The 21,214-nt window shown below is 69.6% G+C and carries 16 protein-coding genes and 1 pseudogene; 9 read left to right on the forward strand and 8 right to left on the reverse strand.

All coding sequences use genetic code 11. From position 1 onward, the window contains the following. From KMS84_RS30640 to eccCa, 5 genes and pseudogenes are all read right to left on the reverse strand, one after another. Window positions 1-294: pseudogene (locus KMS84_RS30640) on the reverse strand (hypothetical protein); the annotation flags it as partial. Next, a complete protein-coding gene (locus tag KMS84_RS30645) occupies window positions 291-953 on the reverse strand; it encodes a hypothetical protein (protein WP_256919736.1) in 663 nt (220 codons plus the stop codon). The pseudogene KMS84_RS30640 and the gene KMS84_RS30645, both read right to left, overlap by 4 nt. Beyond that, the gene (locus KMS84_RS30650; RefSeq protein ID WP_256919737.1) at window positions 946-3,123 is read right to left on the reverse strand and encodes a hypothetical protein; all 2,178 of its coding nucleotides are present in this window, start codon (window positions 3,121-3,123) and stop codon (window positions 946-948) included. The genes KMS84_RS30645 and KMS84_RS30650 overlap by 8 nt, the downstream gene beginning before the upstream one ends. A gap of 5 nt (window positions 3,124-3,128) precedes the next feature. After that, the gene (locus tag KMS84_RS30655; RefSeq protein ID WP_256919738.1) at window positions 3,129-3,575 is read right to left on the reverse strand and encodes a hypothetical protein; all 447 of its coding nucleotides are present in this window, start codon (window positions 3,573-3,575) and stop codon (window positions 3,129-3,131) included. Window positions 3,576-3,754: 179 nt separating this feature from the next. Further along, window positions 3,755-7,732 (reverse strand): type VII secretion protein EccCa, encoded by a 3,978-nt coding sequence (eccCa, locus tag KMS84_RS30660; protein ID WP_256919739.1) that lies wholly within the window; start codon window positions 7,730-7,732, stop codon window positions 3,755-3,757. Window positions 7,733-7,960: 228 nt separating this feature from the next. Between eccCa and eccD the strand changes: the two genes are divergently transcribed. Then, the gene (eccD, locus tag KMS84_RS30665; RefSeq protein WP_256919740.1) at window positions 7,961-9,472 is read left to right on the forward strand and encodes a type VII secretion integral membrane protein EccD; all 1,512 of its coding nucleotides are present in this window, start codon (window positions 7,961-7,963) and stop codon (window positions 9,470-9,472) included. Between the two features lie 120 nt (window positions 9,473-9,592). Here eccD and KMS84_RS30670 read toward each other — a convergent pair whose 3' ends face one another. After that, window positions 9,593-9,922, reverse strand: coding sequence for a DUF397 domain-containing protein (locus KMS84_RS30670; protein WP_256919741.1), 330 nt, complete (start codon window positions 9,920-9,922; stop codon window positions 9,593-9,595). Between the two features lie 457 nt (window positions 9,923-10,379). Between KMS84_RS30670 and rpsO the strand changes: the two genes are divergently transcribed. The 5 genes from rpsO (at window position 10,380) to KMS84_RS30695 (ending at window position 16,011) form a co-directional block, all read left to right on the forward strand. Beyond that, complete coding sequence (rpsO, locus tag KMS84_RS30675; protein WP_003993372.1) at window positions 10,380-10,667, forward strand: 30S ribosomal protein S15; 288 nt, start codon at window positions 10,380-10,382, stop codon at window positions 10,665-10,667. A 501-nt stretch (window positions 10,668-11,168) separates the two neighbouring features. After that, window positions 11,169-13,388 (forward strand): polyribonucleotide nucleotidyltransferase, encoded by a 2,220-nt coding sequence (locus tag KMS84_RS30680; protein ID WP_069773759.1) that lies wholly within the window; start codon window positions 11,169-11,171, stop codon window positions 13,386-13,388. Then, the gene (locus tag KMS84_RS30685) at window positions 13,385-14,764 is read left to right on the forward strand and encodes a M16 family metallopeptidase (protein ID WP_256919742.1); all 1,380 of its coding nucleotides are present in this window, start codon (window positions 13,385-13,387) and stop codon (window positions 14,762-14,764) included. Before KMS84_RS30680 ends, KMS84_RS30685 begins: the two co-directional genes overlap by 4 nt. Window positions 14,765-14,790: 26 nt before the next feature. Then, the gene (gene dapB / locus KMS84_RS30690) at window positions 14,791-15,543 is read left to right on the forward strand and encodes a 4-hydroxy-tetrahydrodipicolinate reductase (protein ID WP_256919743.1); all 753 of its coding nucleotides are present in this window, start codon (window positions 14,791-14,793) and stop codon (window positions 15,541-15,543) included. Window positions 15,544-15,555: 12 nt separating this feature from the next. Continuing rightward, the gene (locus KMS84_RS30695; protein WP_256919744.1) at window positions 15,556-16,011 is read left to right on the forward strand and encodes a tetratricopeptide repeat protein; all 456 of its coding nucleotides are present in this window, start codon (window positions 15,556-15,558) and stop codon (window positions 16,009-16,011) included. A gap of 109 nt (window positions 16,012-16,120) precedes the next feature. Here the strand turns inward: KMS84_RS30695 and KMS84_RS30700 are convergent, their stop codons facing one another. Together KMS84_RS30700 and KMS84_RS30705 are read right to left on the reverse strand one after the other, a co-directional pair. Then, window positions 16,121-16,672, reverse strand: coding sequence for an SCO5741 family PH domain-containing membrane protein (locus KMS84_RS30700; RefSeq protein WP_256919745.1), 552 nt, complete (start codon window positions 16,670-16,672; stop codon window positions 16,121-16,123). Between the two features lie 101 nt (window positions 16,673-16,773). Further along, complete coding sequence (locus KMS84_RS30705) at window positions 16,774-17,010, reverse strand: hypothetical protein (protein ID WP_069773754.1); 237 nt, start codon at window positions 17,008-17,010, stop codon at window positions 16,774-16,776. Between the two features lie 203 nt (window positions 17,011-17,213). On the opposite strand from KMS84_RS30705, the gene thyX reads away from it, so the two are divergent. The 3 genes from thyX (at window position 17,214) to KMS84_RS30720 (ending at window position 20,871) form a co-directional block, all read left to right on the forward strand. Then, the gene (thyX, locus tag KMS84_RS30710) at window positions 17,214-17,957 is read left to right on the forward strand and encodes an FAD-dependent thymidylate synthase (RefSeq protein WP_256919746.1); all 744 of its coding nucleotides are present in this window, start codon (window positions 17,214-17,216) and stop codon (window positions 17,955-17,957) included. Between the two features lie 200 nt (window positions 17,958-18,157). After that, on the forward strand, window positions 18,158-19,057 hold the full coding sequence (gene dapA, locus KMS84_RS30715; protein WP_256919747.1) for a 4-hydroxy-tetrahydrodipicolinate synthase: 900 nt from the start codon (window positions 18,158-18,160) through the stop codon (window positions 19,055-19,057). Window positions 19,058-19,185: 128 nt separating this feature from the next. After that, complete coding sequence (locus KMS84_RS30720; RefSeq protein WP_256919748.1) at window positions 19,186-20,871, forward strand: ribonuclease J; 1,686 nt, start codon at window positions 19,186-19,188, stop codon at window positions 20,869-20,871. Window positions 20,872-21,214: the final 343 nt, after the last annotated feature.

Raw genomic sequence — 21,214 nt, forward strand, 5'->3', positions numbered from 1 at the left:
GGCCGGAGAGGGCGGGGGAGGTGGGGGCGGTTCGATGCCCGGCAGCACCGGGCCGCCGGCCCGGAGCCGTGCGATGGTCTGCTCGGCGCGGCGACGGGCGTCAGGGGCGTCGTCGCGTTCGTAGAGGCGGGGGAATTCCCCGCGCCCGAGAGCGTCAGTGGACAGTGCCTTGTAACCGAGGGCGTGAGCAATCGCCATCATGCGGCGACACCGCTCGGCACTCGTAGCGTGCGGAAACTGCAGACGCACGCGGCCTCGCCCGTCGAAGTGCCTGATGATCTCCTCGTCCGTCATCGATCGTCCTCGTAGCGGGGGAGTTCCTCGGGAAAGGTACGACGATCCTTGCATCCGGCCTCTTCGTACACGTGCTTGGTGAGTTGATAGGCGAAGTCACTCACAGCTTGGCGCAGTGCCGCTCCGGATACCCTGCCCGCGCCGACGACGCTGGCCTCGGTGATGATCGCGTAGGACTCGTTGGCACTCCCGGCCGGGACTCCGCGAGGAACGCAGGGAACGTAGACGGAAGAGCGTCCGCTGTCGGTGTTCAGTCCGGCCAACGCTTCGATGCCGTCGGCGGAGACGCGTATGGACTCCTTGCTCGTGGTGCCCCCGTAGTGATCGAGCCATTGCTGCATGGAGGCATCATCGACTCGTGTCATGCCGGAGAGAATCGAATCCGCACTGGTGTATATGTGGCAGGAGAACATCAGGTTCTTGCCTTCGTGGCTTCGGCTGGACCCCTCCTCCGCCGTTCGCGTACGCGGCAGCGCACGGATCACCACATCACGGTCGACTGAGCCCTCGCAGACCTTCGACGGCAGGCGTTCGAGCCCGGTCGTCAACGCGAACCACGCGCCGGCACCAGCAACACTGAGCACTGCCAGGCAGATGAGAAGCCCCTTTGTGCTCGCCTTGGTGGCAGCCCGTTCTCTCTTCCGCTGAGCGTCAGTCATGCGGACGCTCCTTGGAGTTGGTCAGGAAATGACTCGCTTCGTCCCAGCCTTCATTGACGGCGACGCGCACGGTGTCGCTTGTCTCGTCCTTGGGGAGATCCACGTGATGCTGTTCAAGGGCATCCTCGACCGACCATTGTGTCTGCTGGTTGACTGAATCCCGCATCGCATAGAGGTCCTTGGCACTCGCGTACAGGGCCTCGTCCTTGGCCCCGTTCAGCTCCTGCCCCTCGAGGAAACGGTCAACGGCCAAGCCGACGACGCCACCGGCGAACCCTCCGACCGCGGCGCCGGCGGCCGCGTGACTGCCAGGAAAGAGAGAAACGGATCCATACCCCAATCCGGTCGCCAGCCAGGTCTTGACGAAATCGCCCTTTTTCTTTACGGCGTCGTTGTAATCCTTCTCCCCTTCGACGGCGGACTGGACGCTCTCATCAGCCACAGAATGCCCGACGATGCCCTCGATGATTCCTGCGTTCCGGCCGATGTTCTCAAGGACCGTGTCGCGGGAGCCGTCGAACAGGGATGGATCAGAAAGATGCGCGTCGAGGAGGCCGCTGGTGTAAATACTCTCCCCTACGATGATCCCGGCTCTCCCGTCGGGGTCTGAGGAGACCGCAGACAGGAATCTGGTCACGTCGGCCGTTTCCAGTCCTTCTTCGGGAATTTCGCTGTTGCTGAGGAACGCCGACGCGTTGGGCCCCGCGAATGACCGGCTGATCTCCGGCATGTAGGACGCTGCCATGTTCCCGAAACTTTCCCCCAGCCCCTTGGTCACGAGATCCGCACCGCTCCCGGGCTGCGCCACCGCATTCATGATGTTGGCCATGATCTGCACCTGCGCGGCGCTGTGCGGCGGAGCCGCTGACGTGTGGTCGCCCATCGCGATGCCCGTCACCGCCGCCTCCAACGCGTGCCCGAGGGACTTCCCCCGATCCGTGTACACGGTGGTGCCGAACATGTGGTCCAGATCCGACTTGGCCCCGAACGCATGCGTTGCCGCCTCCGGGTTGTGGGCCAGGCCCTCGAACAGACCCTCCAGCGGATCCCGGCCGTTGCCGTCGCCGAAGACGAGGTCCAGGGCGTCGTACCCCTTGACCCACAGGTCGTGGGTCCCCGCGTCACCCGCAGCTTTGTCCGCCTTGAAAAGCGTCTTCCGGTAGTCGTCCAGGAACTCCGTGTCGTATTGCCCGTTCCGCATCAGGCTGCTGATGACCTGGGAGCCGAGAGCGCCGACGGGGCTGAAGGAGTCGGCGGCACGGAAGTTGGTGTTCCGTTCCGCGATGAGGTCCTTCTTCCAGTGCTGCATGGCGTCCGAGTCCGAGAAGGACGCTGTGGCCAGGGTCAGGCTCAAGTTGTGCTGGAGGCTCTTCATCGTCTCGAGCTCGGAGCCCCTGGCGCCGGCGTGGGCCGAAGTCATCTCGGTCCAGAACTGGAGAGTCCCCTTGGGGCCGAGGCGGGTGGCGAACTGCTCGGCGAACAGGCCGTCGCCGTTGTACTTGTCCATCGTGCGGTTGAAGTCGGCTATGTCGTCGAGGCTCATGTCGGCGGGGTTCTTCGCCATCTTCGCCAGCTTCTCCGCCGCCGCGACGGCCTCGGCTGCCTCGTCCCTGTTGGCATAGGACGTGTCGGCGAAGCCGTACTTCGCCTGGTCGACGAGAAGCCGCAGGACCTTCGCAGCGCTGTTGTCGCTCTGCGTCGCCTTGGACAGGATGCCCTGGATCTCGTCACGGAAGGCGTCCACCGTCTTCTGGTCCGTCGCACCGGTCCTACCGCTGGGGTCCGAGGCCCAGTCGGGCCGGGTGTTCCCGGCGACGGTGAACGTGCCCTCGCCGGTGTCGACGACGGTCAGATGCTGCTCCGTCGCCCGCCTGATCGCGTCATTCACCTGGGTCCGGTACCCGATGAGTTCACCGCGGGTGTCGCTGAGGATCTTGGTGATGGAGTCGGCCTGGGTGTGAGCGTCGGCGAACTCGGCCGCGGTCTTGGCGATGAACTCACGGGAGACGGTGGCGTTCACCCCGGCCCACCTGGCCGTGTCCGCTTTCGCCTTGAGGTTGGCCTCCGCATCCTTCTGCAGGTCCGCGAGCTTCTTCGTCATCTGCTCCCAGTCGGTGACTGCTTCACCGAGCTTGGAGAAGTCTCCGTGGCGCAGGGCGTCGAGGTCCATCGGCGTCAGTGGCCCTTCCGGTCGTCGAAACCCTCGTCCAACGTGGCGATGCTGCTGACCGCGCCCCCGATGTACGAGTCGTCCGCCGCATGCTGGTTCTTCGTGAACCGCAGGTGGTTGGAGATATGGGCGCAGGCGTCCAACAGGGTCTTGGTCTGCTCGCCCCAGCGTTCCGTCACGTGGTCCAAGGCGGCGCCCAGCGCGAAACCCTCACCCTTGAGCCCGCCCGCTGCCGCAGCGGACGTCACGCGCGCGTGCCCGCTGTAGGCCGTGAAGTCCACGAACAGGTCGTGAGCCGCCTTTCCGACCGCCTCCAGGTCCTGGTGACCGGCCACGAGGTCGCCCTGTGTGTCGTCGCCGCCCTGATCGGCCGGAATCTGGTTGAGCTGCATTCGGGTGGCATGCTGATCGGCCGCCGCGGCCTTCATCTGCTCCCACTCCTCCCACGCCATGCGTGGACCCCTTCCCCCGTGTCCTCATGTCTTCGTGAAGCCCGTCCACCGGGCGGGACGATTGCGTCAAGCTGTCTACGCACCTCGTTCGTGAACTGCCTCGGACAGCGTTCACGGAGCTCACCATACGTTCCGCAACTCACGCGCATGACGCGGTGACGGGACGGTGAGGGGGCGAACTAGGCCCGCGCGTCCGCCTGTTCCTCCACCCATCCCACCTGCACCAACGGCTTCCCCCGGCGCCGTGAGACGAAGACGCCCCGCCCCGCGGGCATCGGCCGGGGCCGGACCCCGCCCAGGAGGTCGCCCTCCCCGGGGTCGCCGGCGAGGACGACGCCCTGCGCGCCGAGTTCCTTGATCCTTTGCATGAACGTCTCGTACGACGCCCGCCCCGCCCCCGCCGTCGAGCGCGCGACGATGAACCGCACGCCCACGTCCCGGGCGAACGGAAGCAGTTCCGTCAGACCGGCCAGCGGATTGCCGCTCGACGTCGCCACCAGGTCGTAGTCGTCGATGACCACGTACACCGTCGGCCCACGCCACCAGCTCCGGTCCCGGAGTTGCTGCGCCGTCACGTCCGCCGTCGGTGTCCGGCGCTTCATCAGGTCGGCCAGCGCGGTCATGTGGTGATCCATGGCGTTGGACATCGGGATGTACTCGGCCAGATGGGAGGACGGTGTCACGTCCAGCAGGGAGCGCCTGTTGTCGACGACGAAGAGCTTGCACTCGTCGCCGGGGTAGCGCTGTGTCAGCTGCCTGATCAGCAGCCGCAGCAGGTTGGACTTGCCTGACTCGCTCTCGCCGAACACGAGGAAGAACGGATCCTGTTCGAAGTCGACGTAGACCGGCTCCAGGTTGTTCTCGTCGAGGGCGAAGGCGACCCCGCGGCGCGGGAAGCGACTCCCCGGCGGCAGGCGGCTCGCCGGGAACTCGCGTGGCAGCAGCCGCACTTCGGGGGCTGCGGGCGCCTGCCAGAGCCGAGCGACCTCGGCGGCCAGCGCCTGCGTGGCGTCGGAGAGTTCGGTGTCGGAGGCGAGGCCGTCGATCCGCGGCACAGCTGCCATGAAATGCAACTTCTGCGGTGACTGACCGCGCCCCGGAACACCCGCCGGAACGTTGGCGGCGACCTTGCGGTCGATCTCGGAGTCCATGGTGTCGCCGAGTCGCAACTCCAGGCGGTTCATCAGGTGGTCCTTGAGGGCCGACCGGACCTCCATCGACCGCGAGGCGGTCAGCACGAGATGGATGCCGTAGCCGAGACCGCGCGCCGCGATATCGTGGACGATCTGATCCATGGCCTCGTAGTCCGCGCGGAAGTTGCCCCACCCGTCGATGACCAGGAACACGTCTCCCCACGGCTGGTCCGTCACCGGGATGTCGCCCCTCGCCCGCCTGGCCCGGAAATCGGCCATCGAGGGGATCCCGGCCGAGCGGAAGTACTCCTCGCGGCGGGTCAGGACGCCGTACACCTCGGCCACCGTCCGCCGCACCCGCTCCGGATCAAGCCGCGAGGCGACGCCGCCCACGTGTGGCAGGCCGGCCACCGTCGCCATGCCGCCACCGCCGAAGTCGAGGCCGTAGAACTGGACCTCGTGCGGTGTGTGGGTGAGGGCGAACGCCGATATCAGCGTGCGCACCAGCGTCGACTTGCCGGACTGCGGGCCGCCGACGATCTGCATGTGGCCCGCCGCACCGGAGAAGTCCACCCAGAGGGGGTCGCGGCGCTGCTCGAACGGCTTGTCCACCAGGCCGACCGGTACGACCAGCCTGCCCGCGCCCTCGTAGCCGGGCTGTGTGAGACCGCGGTCCTGCACGGCCGTGAGACCGGGGAGAAGCGCGTCGAGCGACGGCGGACTGTCCAGCGGCGGCAGCCACACCTGGTGCGCCGCCGGCCCCTGCGCCTCCAGCCGGCGCACGATCACGTCGAGGACGGTGTCGGCGAGCGCCTCGTCGATATCGGGACCGTCCCCGGCAGGCAGTTGCCGCGGCACGGCGTATCGCATCGGCACCTCGGCCGAGGTGAACAGCACCGGCCGCCGGTCCACCGGGAGCGCCCCGCCGCCGGCCGCCGCCCGCTGACCGCCCGCTCGGTGGACCCCGGACACGTACGCCGCCTTGAACCGCACCATCTCGTCCGTGCCGAACTTCAGGAACCCCGAACCCGGCACGTTCGGCAGCGAGTAGGCGTCGGGCACGCCCAGCGCCGCGCGCGACTCCGCCGCGGAGAACGTGCGCAGACCGACGCGATACGACAGGTACGTCTCCAGGCCGCGCAGGCGGCCCTCCTCCAGGCGCTGCGAGGCCAGCAGCAGGTGCACGCCGAGCGAGCGGCCGATCCGGCCGATCTGCACGAACATCTCGATGAAGTCCGGCTTCGCCGTCAGCAGCTCGCTGAACTCGTCGATCACCAGGACCAGGGAGGGGATCGGCTGCAGGGCCGCTCCCGCGGCCCGCGCCTTCTCGTAGTCGTGGATGTTGGCGTAGTTGCCCGCGTCCCGGAGCAGTTCCTGACGGCGGTTGAGCTCGCCGCGAATGGAGTCGCCCATCCGGTCGACCAGCGTCAGGTCGTCCGCGAGGTTGGTGATGACGGCCGCCACGTGCGGCATCTGCGCCATGCCGGCGAAGGTCGCGCCGCCCTTGAAGTCGGCGAGGACGAAGTTCAGCGTCTCGGAGGAGTGGGTGACCGCAAGGCCCAGCACCAGGGTGCGCAGCAACTCCGACTTGCCGGACCCCGTCGCGCCCACACACAGGCCGTGCGGACCCATGCCCTCCTGCGCCGCCTCCTTGAGGTCCAGCATCACCGGACGGCCGTCCTCGCCCACCCCGATCGGCACGCGCAGCCGCTCGGCCAGCGAACGCGGCCGCCAGGTGCGCGACGGGTCCACGGCCGCCGCGTCGCCGAGGTTCAGCAGGTCGGTGAACTCCAGATTGGCCAGCAACGGCTCGTCGTCGTCCCCGCCGGAGGCCATGCGCAGCGGGGCGAGCTGCCGGGCGAGCGCCTCGGCGGACTCCGACGAGAGGGCGTCGGGCGTGCCCTCGTACACGGCGCCGTGCGCCGACTCCAGCCGCAACGCGCCGGGCTGGACGACGATGTCCAGCTCGCCGCCCGCTCCCGAGAGCTCACCGGGGACGACCTCCAGCACCGTCACACCCTGAAGCCCCTCGGAATTGGCCAGGACCGAGTCGGGAGGGAGCGAGACGCCGTCCAGGACGACGACCAGGTGCGCTTCGTCGGGCAGCGGCCCCGCGTTCGGATGGAAGCGCGGACGGCCGGCGAGCCGCGCCCCGAGCATCCGCTCCAGCTCACGGACGTCGGTGCCGACAAACCTGCAGCTGCCCGCCCCGTCCACGACATCGGACGCCTGGACGTGCGGCAGCCACTTGACCCAGTCCCAGTGCGGCAGTTCCCCCTGGCCCGCCACGACGGCGATGACCAGGTCCTCGGACGAGTGCAGCGCGGCCAGCGAGCCGGCCAGGGCCCGGGCGCAGGAGCGCACCGACAGCGGTTCACCGCTGATCGTGACGTGGTAGAAGGCACGCAGCGACACGGCCATCGGCAGGTCGTCCAGGCTGTCGTGGACGGCGATGAAGCGCTGCAGCGCGCCCGCCGTCAGCGGTTCCAGCTGCTCCACCGGGCCGGTTTCGGGGGCGAGGAGCGGCGTGGCCAGGGCCTGGGCGCCCAGCCCGACACGGACCTGGCCGAAGTCCTCGTCCCCGGGCCGCCGTTCCCACACCCGGCTGCCCTCGGCGACCAGCGCCCACAGCTGCTCAGGAGAGGGGTGCAGGTAGTACTGGGCGTCGCGCTGCGCCCTGGCCGTATCGAGCGCGGTGCGCCGGATCTGCGCCAGATAGCTCAGGTAGTCCCGGCGCATGTCCGCCAACTGTCCCTGGGAACCGCGCCGGAAGCGCACCACCATCGCGATGGACATCGCCACGGTCGAGGCGATCATGACCATGCCCATGATCCTCATGAACGGCTGTCCGCTCGTGAAGAAGAAGACCACCGAGCCGCCCATGCCGAGCGTCGGCAGCAATTGCATCAGCACGCTTTCCTGGTGCCCCCGGGGCAGCTCCGGCGGAGGCTGCAGGACGACCTCGCCCGTGGGCACCTCGGACGGCAGCGCCCGCGGCGGGCGCTTCACGACGATATGGCTCACTGCTCACCAATCCTCTTGCGAGGCCCCCGAAATACCGTCCGTCACCCCGTGTCAGCCGGACGCAGGCCGCCGCGTGATCCTACTGACCACCCCTGCGACCGGAGGACGGTAGGGTGCCGGATGTTCGCGTGAGCACACCGCGGGCCGCTCCGCACGCACACCGGAGCGGGATGTCACACCGCACGGTCACGCCGTCGACGCGGAACCATCACTGAGGGGGAGCAGCAGGTGAGTATCGCGGCCTCCGCGGCAGCCACCGGAGAAGGGCGCGGCACCACATCCGCTCCCGCGGCGGGGACGGGGCTCGGCTTCTGCCGGGTCACGATCGTCGCCCCCGACAGCCGGATCGACGTGGCACTGCCCGACGACATCCCCGTCGCCGACATCTACCCGGAGATCCTCAGGCTCGCCCGGCAGAGCCCCGCCGAGGGCGCCCCGGTCGGCTATCACCTGGTCCGCCGGGACGGAACCGTCCTCGACAGCTCACGGTCGTTCGCCGCCCAGCACATCCTCGACGGTGAACTCCTCGCGCTGCGCCCCTTCTCCGAGTCTCTGCCGCCCGCCGTCTTCGACGACGTCTCCGAGGCGGTCGCCGCCGCGGTGACCCGAGAGCACACCCTGTGGAGCGGTTACCTCACCCGTGCCGCGGGCCTCGTGGGAGGAGGCGTCCTGCCGGCCCTGCTCGCCTTCGTGGCCTGGACCGGCGACCCGCGCCACGACATGAACAGCCTGCCCGGCGTGCTCGCCGCGGTCGTCGGCGTCCTGCTGGTCGCCCTCGCCTGCGTCCGGGCTCGCGTCTACGACGACCGCGGGTCCGCCGTGGCCCTCGGGCTCGGCGCGCTGCCCAACGTGGCGGTCGCGGGCTCCGGGCTCCTGCCGCTCGCCGACGGCCAGGGCATCGGCAAACTGCAGTTCCTCCTGGCCTGCGCCGCGGTCCTCCTGGCCTCGGTACTGCTCACCCTGTGCTCACCCCGCGGGGACGGCCCCTTCGTCGCCTTCGTGGTCGCCTCCGGGGCGGGGCTGGCAGCGGTGTTCACGGCGATTCTCGCGCACTGGACCCCCGCCGAGACCGCCGCTCTGTGCGCCCCCCTCGGCGTGGGCGCCCAGGCCTTCCTGCCCGGCCTGTCCATGCGCTTCGCCCGCCTGCCGATCGGTTTCGACGCCCCGGACTCCGGCGCGCGCAGCGCGTACGGCACCGACCCCACCCCCCGGGAGCCGGTCGACGCCGATCGGATCGCGGCCCAGGCCCGCCGTGGCCACGAACTCCTGGTGGGCCTGGTCGGCGGTTGCGCGGTGATCACCGTCGGCGCCTGTGCCGTCCTCGGGTTCTCCGACGACGTCTGGGCACAGCTCCTCGCGCTGGCCACGGGCATCGCCCTGCTGATGCGCGCCCACCTCTTCCGCTACACCGCCCAGGTCGCGCCGGTGCTGGCCGCGGGCCTCGGCTCCCTCGTCCTGCTCGGCCTCGGTCTCGCGCTCAACCCGCCCCACTCGGTGGTCCACGCGACCCTGGCGGGCGACCGCACCGGCCTGGACCTCCGCACGATCTGGCTGGTCGCCGCGATCGCCGCGGCCTCCGCGATCGTCACCGCGATCGGTCTGATCGCCGCCCGCGGCGGTATCACGCCGTTCTGGGGCCGGTTCATGGAGATCGCCGAGGGCTTCGTCCTGCTGACGTTGGTGCCCCTGGCGCTGGCCGTCTTCGACGTGTACGCGACCGCACGCTCGATGACCGGCTGACCCGGCTGACCGGCTGACCGGTGTCCGAAGGCGGAAGGCGGCCGTGACGAGCGCCGTCACGGCCCCTGCACCGCGCACCGTTCACACGACCCGTAGTGTGCGGGCCCTGCTGTCCCGCCCTCAGCCCCCGTCGCCCGGCGCCGGTTCCAGGTCGAACTCGCCGTCGCGGGCGCCCAGCACGAAGGCCCGCCATTCCGCCTCGGTGTAGCGCAGCACCGTCTCCGGGTCGAGCGACGACCGCATCGCCACCGCGCCCTCGGGGAGGTGGGCGATCTCGACGCGCTCCTCGTGCTCCTCCGTGTCCGGCGCGCACTGCCACTCGACGCCGGAAATGTCGAGCGCGTAGAGCTCGTCCCGCTCCCTGTCCTTGCGCGCCCGCACGGCCGCGCTCCCGTCGTGATCGCCGCGCCCGGTGTCCTCGGCCCGCTCGGTCCTCACGGCATCGGCCATGTCATCGGCCATGATCGGCTCCGACCCTTCCCTCTGTTCCCGTTCCACCGCCGTACCCGTCCGCCCGCCGCCACTGCTGTTCCCGCTGTGCCGCAGCCCCTGGTGAGCCGCTGTCGCCGCCGTGCCAACGAGCTGTTGCGTCAGCCTACTTGCCGTGGTTCTCCCAGCTCAGAGGTTCCTCTTTTACGTTCCGGTCCGGCGTCGCGCCCCCTACACTGCCCCCACCCGTCGCAGCGGGGCCCGGCCGCCCGCCGCCCATCCCGGACAAGCCCGGCGCACCGGCCTGATACCCTGGCTCTCGGCCGTTTGTGTACGCACCCCCGGAAGCACCCTCGAGCGACGCCCGAGGTTCTGGAGGTCGCGCTCAGCGGATCCCCGCCTCCCGAGTAACGGAAGCTCCCCCGAGACACAGACCGGGGGCACTCGGTGGCCACTGAAAAGACTACGAGGAGTACGCGTGCCGCTCGACGCCGCTACGAAGAAGCAGATCATCACCGAGTTCGGCCAGAAGGAGGGCGACACCGGCTCCCCCGAGGTCCAGGTCGCCATGCTGTCGCGCCGGATCTCGGACCTGACCGAGCACCTCAAGACGCACAAGCACGACCACCACTCCCGTCGTGGTCTGCTGATCCTGGTCGGTCAGCGTCGTCGCCTGCTGCAGTACCTCGCCAAGAAGGACATCCAGCGCTTCCGTGCGCTGGTCGACCGCCTCGGCATCCGTCGCGGTGCGGCGGGCGCCAAGTAGGACGCCGTGAGGGGAGCGGTTCCCGGCAGCATCGGGACCGCTCCCTTTTGCTGTACACGGCTTCGCTGGACACGGCTTCGCTGGGCACGGCGTGCGCCCGCTCTACACGGCGCGCGTCCGCCGCACGCGACCCGCGTCCGCCCTGCGGGCCCGCGCTCCCCGGAGCGCACGCGTCCGCGCAGGACACCTCCGGCGAGGCCCGTCGCTGGCCCTGCCGGACGCGGAAACGTGCGGAGTGTCACCCACGCTTTGTAGTGTGGTAGCACAACGCACGACGTACGACACAGCGTGATGACGTGTACTCGCTGCGGGTAAACGTCACCACGCACACCGAACGAGGAGAAGCGCACCGCACCGCCGCCGGTCCTCGGTAGTGGCCCCCGGGACAGAGAACCCCGGGTGCTTCGATCGAAGACCGGCCCGCACCGAACGGAGCGCTTCTCCGCAACCGTCCCCCTGCCACACGGGCAGCTGAGGGACGAAGACGAGGAGAATTCGCTAGTGGAGAACGAGACCCACTACGCCGAGGCCGTCATCGACAACGGCTCCTTCGGCACCCGCACCATCCGCTTCGAGACGGGCCGCCTGGCCAAGCAGGCCGCCGGCTCCGCCGTGGCGTACCTGGACGACGACACCATGGTGCTGTCGGCCACCACCGCCTCCAAGAACCCCAAGGACCAGCTCGACTTCTTCCCCCTCACGGTGGACGTCGAGGAGCGGATGTACGCCGCCGGCAAGATCCCCGGCAGCTTCTTCCGCCGTGAGGGCCGTCCCTCCGAGGACGCCATCCTCACCTGCCGCCTGATCGACCGCCCGCTGCGCCCGTCCTTCAAGAAGGGCCTGCGCAACGAGATCCAGGTCGTCGCCACGATCATGGCGCTCAACCCCGACCACCTGTACGACGTCGTGGCGATCAACGCCGCCTCCGCGTCCACGCAGCTGGCCGGCCTGCCCTTCTCCGGCCCGATCGGCGGCGTCCGCGTCGCGCTGATCAACGGCCAGTGGGTCGCGTTCCCGACGCACACCGAGCTCGAGGACGCCGTCTTCGACATGGTCGTCGCCGGTCGCGTCCTGGAGGACGGCGACGTCGCGATCATGATGGTCGAGGCCGAGGCCACCGAGAAGACCATCCAGCTGGTCGCGGGCGGCGCCGAGGCGCCGACCGAGGAGGTCGTCGCCTCCGGTCTGGACGCCGCGAAGCCCTTCATCAAGGTGCTCTGCAAGGCCCAGGCCGACCTCGCCGCCAAGGCCGCCAAGCCGACCGGCGAGTTCCCCGTCTTCCTCGACTACCAGGACGACATCCTGGAGGCGCTGTCCGCCGCCGTCCGCCCGGAGCTCGCCTCCGCGCTGACGATCGCGGGCAAGCAGGACCGCGAGGCCGAGCTGGACCGCGTCAAGGCGCTCGCCGCCGAGAAGCTCCTGCCGGAGTTCGAGGGCCGCGAGAAGGAGATCTCCGCCGCGTACCGCTCGCTCACCAAGCAGCTGGTCCGCGAGCGCGTGATCAAGGAGAAGAAGCGCATCGACGGCCGCGGCGTCACGGACATCCGTACGCTCGCCGCCGAGGTCGAGGCCATCCCGCGCGTGCACGGCTCGGCGCTGTTCGAGCGTGGCGAGACCCAGATCCTGGGCGTCACCACCCTCAACATGCTCCGCATGGAGCAGCAGCTGGACACCCTCTCCCCGGTGACCCGCAAGCGCTACATGCACAACTACAACTTCCCGCCGTACTCCGTCGGCGAGACCGGCCGCGTCGGCTCCCCCAAGCGCCGCGAGATCGGCCACGGCGCGCTCGCCGAGCGCGCCATCGTGCCGGTCCTGCCGACGCGCGAGGAGTTCCCCTACGCGATCCGTCAGGTGTCCGAGGCCCTCGGCTCCAACGGCTCGACGTCCATGGGCTCGGTCTGCGCCTCCACGATGTCGCTGCTGAACGCCGGTGTGCCGCTGAAGGCCCCGGTCGCCGGCATCGCCATGGGCCTGATCTCCCAGGAGATCAACGGCGAGACGCACTACGTCGCCCTCACCGACATCCTCGGTGCGGAGGACGCCTTCGGCGACATGGACTTCAAGGTCGCCGGCACCAAGGAGTTCGTCACCGCCCTCCAGCTCGACACCAAGCTGGACGGCATCCCGGCCTCCGTCCTGGCCGCGGCCCTCAAGCAGGCCCGCGACGCCCGCCTCCACATCCTCGACGTGATGATGGAAGCGATCGACACGCCGGACGAGATGTCCCCCAACGCCCCGCGGATCATCACCGTCAAGATCCCCGTGGACAAGATCGGTGAGGTCATCGGCCCGAAGGGCAAGATGATCAACCAGATCCAGGAGGACACCGGCGCCGAGATCACGATCGAGGACGACGGCACCATCTACATCGGTGCCCAGGTCGGCTCGCAGGCCGAGGCCGCCCGCGCCACGATCAACGGCATCGCCAACCCGACCATGCCGGAGGTCGGCGAGCGTTACCTGGGCACGGTCGTCAAGACCACGACCTTCGGTGCGTTCGTGTCGCTGCTCCCGGGCAAGGACGGACTGCTGCACATCTCGCAGATCCGCAAGCTCGCCGGCGGCAAGCGCGTGGAGAACGTCGAGGACGTGCTCGGTGTGGGCTCCAAGGTCCAGGTCGAGATCGCCGAGATCGACTCCCGCGGCAAGCTCTCCCTGATCCCCGTGATCGAGGGCGAGGAAGCTGCCGAGGACACGAAGGACGACTCCGACAAGTGACGTCGAGTAGCTCCCAGGCGACGGCCCGCACCTCTTCGGAGGCGCGGGCCGTCGCCCGTACCCAAACCCTGATCAAGGGCACGGCCGGCATCGGCGTCGTCCGCAAGACCACCCTCCCGGGCGGCCTGCGCATCGTCACCGAGACCCTCCCCTCGGTCCGCTCCGCCACCTTCGGCATCTGGGCGCACGTCGGCTCCCGCGACGAGACGCCCTCCCTGAACGGCGCCACCCACTACCTGGAGCACCTCCTCTTCAAGGGGACGCACCGCAGGTCCGCGCTGGACATCTCCTCCGCCATAGACGCGGTCGGCGGCGAGATGAACGCGTTCACGGCGAAGGAGTACACGTGCTACTACGCGCGCGTGCTCGACACCGACCTGCCGCTCGCCATCGACGTCGTCTGCGACATGCTGACCGGCTCGCTCATCCGCGAGGAGGACGTCAACGTCGAGCGCGGCGCGATCCTCGAAGAGATCGCCATGACCGACGACGACCCCGGCGACTGCGTGCACGACCTGTTCGCGCAGACGATGTTCGGGGACACCGCCCTGGGCCGCCCGGTCCTCGGCACCGTCGACACGGTCAACGCCCTCACCGCCGACCGCATCCGCCGCTTCTACAAGAAGCACTACGACCCCACCCACCTGGTGGTCGCGGCCGCGGGCAACATCGACCACAACAAGGTCGTGCGCCAGGTCCGCGCGGCCTTCGACAAGGCGGGCGCCTTCAAAAGCGCCGACGCCGCCCCCATCGCCCCGCGCGACGGCTCGCGGGCGATCCGCACCTCGGGCCGCGTCGAGCTGATCGGCCGCAAGACGGAACAGGCGCACGTCGTCCTCGGCATGCCCGGCCTGGCCCGCACGGACGACCGCCGCTGGGCGCTCGGCGTGCTGAACACGGCCCTCGGCGGCGGCATGTCCTCCCGGCTCTTCCAGGAGGTCCGCGAGAAGCGCGGCCTGGCCTACAGCGTGTACTCGTACACCTCGGGCTTCGCCGACTGCGGACTCTTCGGCGTCTACGCGGGCTGCCGCCCCTCGCAGGTGCACGACGTCCTGAAGATCTGCCGCGACGAACTCGACCAGGTCGCCGAACACGGCCTGTCCGACGACGAGATCAGCCGCGCCATCGGCCAGGTGCGGGGTTCCACGGTCCTCGGCCTGGAGGACACCGGGGCGCTCATGAACCGCATCGGCAAGAGCGAGCTGTGCTGGGGAGAGCAGATGTCGGTCGACGACATGCTCGCCCGGATAGCTGCCGTGACCCCGGACGAGGTCCGTTCCGTGGCCCGCGACATCCTGGGACGACGGCCCTCGCTGTCGGTCATCGGCCCGCTCAAGGACAAGCAGGCCGCCCGTCTGCACGACGCGGTCGCCTAATCCACTCCCGTAAGGAAGCACAACAGATGAGCAAGCTGCGTGTGGCGGTCCTCGGCGCCAGGGGCCGGATCGGTTCCGAGGCGGTACGGGCCGTCGAAGCCGCCGAGGACATGGAGCTGGTGGCAGCGCTGGGCCGCGGCGACAAGCTGGAGACGCTGGCCGAGACCGGCGCCCAGGTCGTCGTGGAACTCACCACGCCGGCCTCCGTGATGGAGAACCTCGAGTACTGCGTCGGACACGGCATCCACGCCGTCGTCGGCACCACCGGCTGGACCGACGAACGCCTCGCGCAGCTGAACGGATGGCTGGCCGCGTCCCCCCGGACGGGCGTGCTCATCGCCCCGAACTTCTCCATCGGGGCCGTCCTCACGATGAAGTTCGCGCAGATCGCCGCGCCCTACTTCGAGTCGGTCGAGGTCGTCGAACTGCACCACCCCAAGAAGGTGGACGCCCCCTCCGGCACCGCCACGCGCACCGCCCAGCTCATCGCCGAGGCCCGCCGCGCCGCGGGCGCCGCCCCGGCGCCGGACGCCACCGAGACGGGCCTGGACGGGGCGCGCGGCGCGAACGTGGACGGCATCCCCGTCCACGCCGTCCGGCTGCGCGGCCTGCTCGCCCACCAGGAGGTCCTGCTGGGCGGCGAGGGCGAGACCCTCACCGTCCGCCACGACTCGCTGCACCACAGCAGCTTCATGCCCGGCATCCTGCTGGGCGCCCGCAAGGTGGTGTCGACGCCGGGCCTGACCTTCGGCCTGGAACACTTCCTCGACCTGAACTGAGCTCCCGACGTCATGCGCGCGAAGATCTCCTACGCCGTCACGGCCGCCGTCCTGGTCTTCTACTTCGTCCTGGTCGGCAGCCGCGGCGTCATGCTCATCCAGTCCGGCACGCTCCTGACCGTCACCTTCGGCGTGGCGGTGCTGATCCTGCCGGTCATCGGCGTCTGGTTCCTGTGGAAGAACACGCAGTTCGTCCGCCGGGCCAACGCCCTCGCCGCCGAACTCGACGCCGAGGGCGGCCTGCCCGTCGACGAGCTGCGCAGAACTCCCGGCGGCCGCGTCGACCGCGACTCGGCCGACGAGGTGTTCGCCCGGCGCAAGGCCGAGACCGAGGACGCCCCCGGCGACTGGCGCACCTGGTTCCGTCTCGCCGTCGCCTACCACGACGCCCGCGACACCCCTCGGGCCCGCAAGGCGATGCAGCGTGCGATCGCCCTGCACGACGGCAAGCCGGTCCAGGCCGCCTGAGCCGCGGACCCACCCGGCGCTCCGGCCGGCAGGCATGGGGAAGGGGCCGGCCCGCGACACCGCGGGCCGGCCCCTTCCCCATGCCTGCTTCCGTCCGGACCGTGCGGACTCAGCCGCGCCGGTTCTCCGACGCCCAGGCCTCGACGGCGTCGGCCGCCCGGTCGAACGCCTCGGGACGCGCCAGGAAGTCCGCTCCGTGCGTGGTCAGCAGCGGCGCCGACTCGGCGGGCCGCTCCCGCCGGACGACGGTCAGCGCCTCGCCCTGGACCGTCCGCGGCAGCCCGAGCCAGCGCACCGGCTGCTGCACGGTCCGCACGGCGAGGACCTGCTCCCAGGGCAGGGTGCGCGTGTGCAGGAAGCTCACATGGCGCAGTCCGCGGTCGCTCACCCACACCCCCATCCGCAGCAGTCGCAGGGCGGCGGCGATGACGACGAGCGAGCAGCCGAAGACCGTGCCCGCCTCGGACACCGATCCGGTCAGGGCGATGATGACGGCCGCGAACAGCACGTACGAGGCGAGCAGCAGCGCCAGCGCGGCCGCACCGACCCGCCAGGGACCGGGCCGGTAGGGGCGCCGCCAGCGCTCGCGGTCGTCGAAGGGCAACGCGACGTCGTCCGCCGCCTCGAATGCGCGGTCGGCCGTCAGGAAGGGCAGGGGCACGGCTGGTCCTCACTCGTCCATGCGTGGGCTGTGCCCGGTGAGGCTATCCGGCCGTGTCCCGGCTCACCACCTTCGGGGGCCGGGTGGTGTCGGCGTGGTGCTCAGCGCCCCTGGGAGGCCTGCGACTGCGGTCCCTGCGCGGGCTGGTTCTGACTCAGCGCCGGCATCCCGATGACCAGCGAGCCCACCAGCGCGGCCACGATGGTGAGCCCCAGCAGCCAGCGCCCGGCTATCTGGCTCACCGAGGACCGCTCGGGGGGCGGGGGAGTCACATTGCTACGGAACCTGTCGGCCTCGGCGAGAAAGGCGAAGGGTACGGGCTCGCGCCGGCGGAACATGGTGGGGCTTCCTCCTGAGAGAAGTCGCGAGGACACTGCCAAGGGGGACCTCGTCACTGGTTCAGACGAGCGGGTGCCCGAAAACGTGCCCCATATCGGCAGACGTCCTGGACGAATTTCCGCGGCACGCCGCCGGAGGCCCGCCCCGGCGGCCCCCGTAGAGTTGTCGCCGCTCCGAAGACGCGATGGAAGGACCCCCGCACGTGACCGACAGCCCCGCCGACGACGACCTCAAGCCCGCCTTCCGCAGCGACGTCACCGTCGAGCTGGTCAAGCACACCGCCTCCGACGCGGACGTGCTCTTCGCCGCCCGCGTCTCGACCCTCGGCGAGCAGTCCCTGGACGAGCTGGGCAAGGACCCAGAACGCTCCAAGGGCCTGATCAACTACCTGATGCGGGACCGGCACGGCAGCCCGTTCGAGCACAACTCGATGACCTTCCTCATCAGCGCCCCGATCTTCGTGTTCCGCGAGTTCATGCGGCACCGCGTGGGCTGGTCCTACAACGAGGAGTCGGGCCGCTACCGGGAGCTCCAGCCCGTCTTCTACGTCCCCGGCGAGTCCCGCAAGCTCGTCCAGCAGGGCCGTCCCGGCAAGTACGTCTTCGTCGAGGGCACGCCGGCCCAGCAGGAGCTCGTCGGCCGCACCATGGAGGACTCCTACCGCCGGGCCTACGAGGCCTACCAGGAGATGCTCGCCGCCGGCGTCGCCCGCGAGGTCGCCCGCGCGGTCCTGCCCGTGGGCCTCTTCTCCTCCATGTACGCCACCTGCAACGCCCGCTCCCTGATGCACTTCCTCGGCCTGCGCACCCAGCACGAGCTGGCGAAGGTCCCCTCGTTCCCGCAGCGGGAGATCGAGATGGTGGGCGAGAAGATGGAGGCCGAGTGGGCCGGGCTCATGCCCCTCACCTACGCGGCCTTCAACGCCAACGGCCGCGTCGCCCCGTAGACGCCGCGACGGAGACGTATGTACGGATCATCCGTGCGAGGTGTCCGTATTGCGGCATTTAGAGAAGTTCATCTAGCCTGATCAAACGGACCCGGCACTGCTTGAACCCCCGAGCAGGCAGTGCCGGGCTCCTCTTTTGTCATGACCTTCCGGACCCCCGTGGGCAGACCTCACGGGGAGCAACGAGTAGCGTGTCACCCATGGCTCCGACCTCCACTCCGCAGACCCCCTTCGGGCGGGTCCTCACCGCCATGGTCACGCCGTTCACGGCGGACGGCGCACTCGACCTCGACGGCGCCCAGCGGCTCGCCACCCACCTGGTGGACGCAGGCAACGACGGCCTGATCGTCAACGGCACCACCGGCGAGTCCCCCACCACCAGTGACGCGGAGAAATCGGACCTGGTGCGAGCCGTCCTGGAGGCCGTCGGAGACCGGGCCCACGTCGTGGCGGGAGTCGGCACCAACGACACCCACCACAGCGTCGAGCTGGCCCGGGCGGCGGAGAAGACGGGCGCGCACGGCCTCCTGGTCGTCACGCCGTACTACAACAAGCCCCCCCAGGAGGGCCTGTACCGCCACTTCACGACCGTCGCGGACGCCACCGGACTGCCGGCCATGCTCTACGACATCCCCGGTCGCAGCGGCGTCCCGATCAGCACCGAGACGCTGGTCCGCCTCGCCGCGCACCCGCGCATCGTCGCCAACAAGGACGCCAAGGGCGACCTGGGCCGGGCGAGCTGGGCCATCGCGCGCTCCGGCCTCGCCTGGTACTCCGGCGACGACATGCTGAACCTGCCGCTGCTGTCCGTGGGCGCGGTCGGTTTCGTCTCCGTGGTCGGCCACGTGGTCACCCCGGACCTGCGCGCCCTCGTCGAGGCGTTCACCGACGGCGACGTGCAGAAGGCCACCGAGATCCACCAGAAGCTGCTGCCCGTCTACACGGGTATGTTCCGCACCCAGGGCGTCATGACGACCAAGGCCGCGCTCGCGCTCCAGGGCCTGCCCGCCGGACCGCTGCGCTCGCCCATGGTCGAGTGCTCGCCCGAAGAGATCGAGCAGCTCAAGATCGATCTTGCCGCGGGCGGGGTACAGCTCTGACAACAGACTTCACAACTGAATAGGCAGGCCACCGGTGCCTGCAATCCATCACGACAACTGCTTCTGCACGAACGTCATGCGCGCCACGTGCCCACCGGTACGTGGCGCGCGTGTGTGAGGAGAGTCTTTTGAGTCATCCGCATCCGCAACTCGCCCCGCCCCCGCCACTGCCGGAGGGCGGCCTGCGGGTCACCCCGCTCGGCGGTCTCGGTGAGATCGGCCGGAACATGACGGTCTTCGAGTACGGCGGCCGCCTGTTGATCGTCGACTGCGGAGTGCTCTTCCCCGAGGAGGAGCAGCCCGGCATCGACCTGATCCTGCCGGACTTCACGTCCATCAGGAACCGCCTCGACGACATCGAGGGCATCGTCCTCACCCATGGTCACGAGGACCACATCGGCGCCGTCCCCTACCTCCTCAGGGAGAAGCCGGACATCCCGCTGATCGGCTCCAAGCTGACCCTCGCGCTGATCGAGGCCAAGCTCCAGGAGCACCGGATCCGTCCGTACACCCTCGAGGTGACGGAGGGGCACCGCGAGCGCATCGGCCCGTTCGACTGCGAGTTCATCGCCGTCAACCACTCCATCCCGGACGCCCTCGCGGTCGCCATCCGCACACCGGCCGGCATGGCGGTCCACACGGGCGACTTCAAGATGGACCAGCTCCCGCTGGACGGCCGCCTCACCGACCTGCACGCGTTCGCCCGTCTGAGCGAGGAGGGGATCGACCTCCTCCTCTCCGACTCGACGAACGCCGAGGTCCCCGGCTTCGTGCCGCCGGAGCGGGACATCTCCAACGTCCTGCGCACGGTCTTCGCGAACGCCCGCAAGCGGATCATCGTGGCCAGCTTCGCCAGCCACGTCCACCGCATCCAGCAGATCCTGGACACCGCGCACGAGTACGGCCGCCGCGTCGCCTTCGTGGGGCGCTCCATGGTCCGCAACATGGGCATCGCCCGCGACCTCGGCTATCTGAAGGTCCCGCCGGGACTGGTCGTGGACGTCAAAACGCTCGACGACCTTCCCGACCACGAGGTGGTCCTGGTCTGCACGGGCTCGCAGGGCGAACCGATGGCGGCCCTGTCCCGGATGGCCAACCGCGACCATCAGATCCGCATCGTCCCCGGCGACACGGTGATCCTGGCGTCGTCGCTGATCCCCGGCAACGAGAACGCGGTCTACCGCGTGATCAACGGCCTGACCCGCTGGGGCGCGAACGTCGTCCACAAGGGCAACGCCAAGGTGCACGTCTCGGGCCACGCCTCGGCGGGCGAGCTCCTGTACTTCTACAACATCTGCCGCCCGAAGAACCTGATGCCGGTGCACGGCGAATGGCGTCACCTGCGCGCCAACGCCGAGCTGGGCGCCCTGACCGGTGTGCCGCACGACCGCATCGTCATCGCCGAGGACGGCGTCGTCGTCGACCTCGTCGAGGGCAAGGCCAAGATCTCCGGCAAGGTCCAGGCGGGCTATGTCTACGTCGACGGCCTCTCGGTCGGCGACGTGGGCGAGCCGGCCCTCAAGGACCGGAAGATCCTCGGCGACGAGGGCATCATCTCGGTCTTCGTCGTCGTGGACTCCTCCACCGGCAAGATCACGGGAGGCCCCCACATCCAGGCCCGCGGCTCGGGCATCGAGGACGCGGCGTTCTCGGCCGTCACCCCGAAGATCGCCGAGGTCCTGGAACGCTCCGCCCAGGACGGCGTCGTGGAGCCCCACCAGCTGCAACAGCTCATCCGCCGCACGCTGGGCAAGTGGGTCTCCGACACCTATCGCCGCAGGCCGATGATCCTGCCGGTCGTCGTCGAGGTCTGACCGACGCACGACCCGCCGTACAGGTGAACCCGGAGCGGGGCCACTCGATTTGCATCGGGCAGCCCCGCTCCAGTACGTTTACGGCTCCGCCCGAGCGGGAAGGCCTCGACGCCCTGTGCGTCGGGACCGGTCCCGGGAGGGGCCGGGAAAACCGACTCAGAACTTCTGATAAAGTCGGAACCGCCGGAAAGGAAAGCCGCGAAACAAAAGCGGAAGACCTGGAAAGCACCGAGGAAATCGGATCGGAAAAAGATCTGATAGAGTCGGAAACGCAAGACCGAAGGGAAGCGCCCGGAGGAAAGCCCGAGAAGTTCGGGTGAGTACAAAGGAAGCGTCCGTTCCT

The organism is Streptomyces hilarionis, from assembly GCF_024539675.1.
In the GTDB taxonomy this organism is placed as follows: Bacteria; Actinomycetota; Actinomycetes; order Streptomycetales; family Streptomycetaceae; genus Streptomyces; species Streptomyces hilarionis.

Bases quoted from the DNA above. Each gene is read 5' to 3' on its own strand.
- dapA (WP_256919747.1), top strand. From the start codon at position 18,158: ATGGCTCCGACCTCCACTCCGCAGACCCCCTTCGGGCGGGTCCTCACC.
- KMS84_RS30695 (WP_256919744.1), top strand. From the start codon at position 15,556: ATGCGCGCGAAGATCTCCTACGCCGTCACGGCCGCCGTCCTGGTCTTC.
- KMS84_RS30670 (WP_256919741.1), bottom strand. From the start codon at position 9,922: ATGGCCGATGCCGTGAGGACCGAGCGGGCCGAGGACACCGGGCGCGGC.
- KMS84_RS30650 (WP_256919737.1), bottom strand. From the start codon at position 3,123: ATGGACCTCGACGCCCTGCGCCACGGAGACTTCTCCAAGCTCGGTGAA.
- KMS84_RS30655 (WP_256919738.1), bottom strand. From the start codon at position 3,575: ATGGCGTGGGAGGAGTGGGAGCAGATGAAGGCCGCGGCGGCCGATCAG.
- KMS84_RS30705 (WP_069773754.1), bottom strand. From the start codon at position 17,010: ATGTTCCGCCGGCGCGAGCCCGTACCCTTCGCCTTTCTCGCCGAGGCC.
- dapB (WP_256919743.1), top strand. From the start codon at position 14,791: ATGAGCAAGCTGCGTGTGGCGGTCCTCGGCGCCAGGGGCCGGATCGGT.
- KMS84_RS30645 (WP_256919736.1), bottom strand. From the start codon at position 953: ATGACTGACGCTCAGCGGAAGAGAGAACGGGCTGCCACCAAGGCGAGC.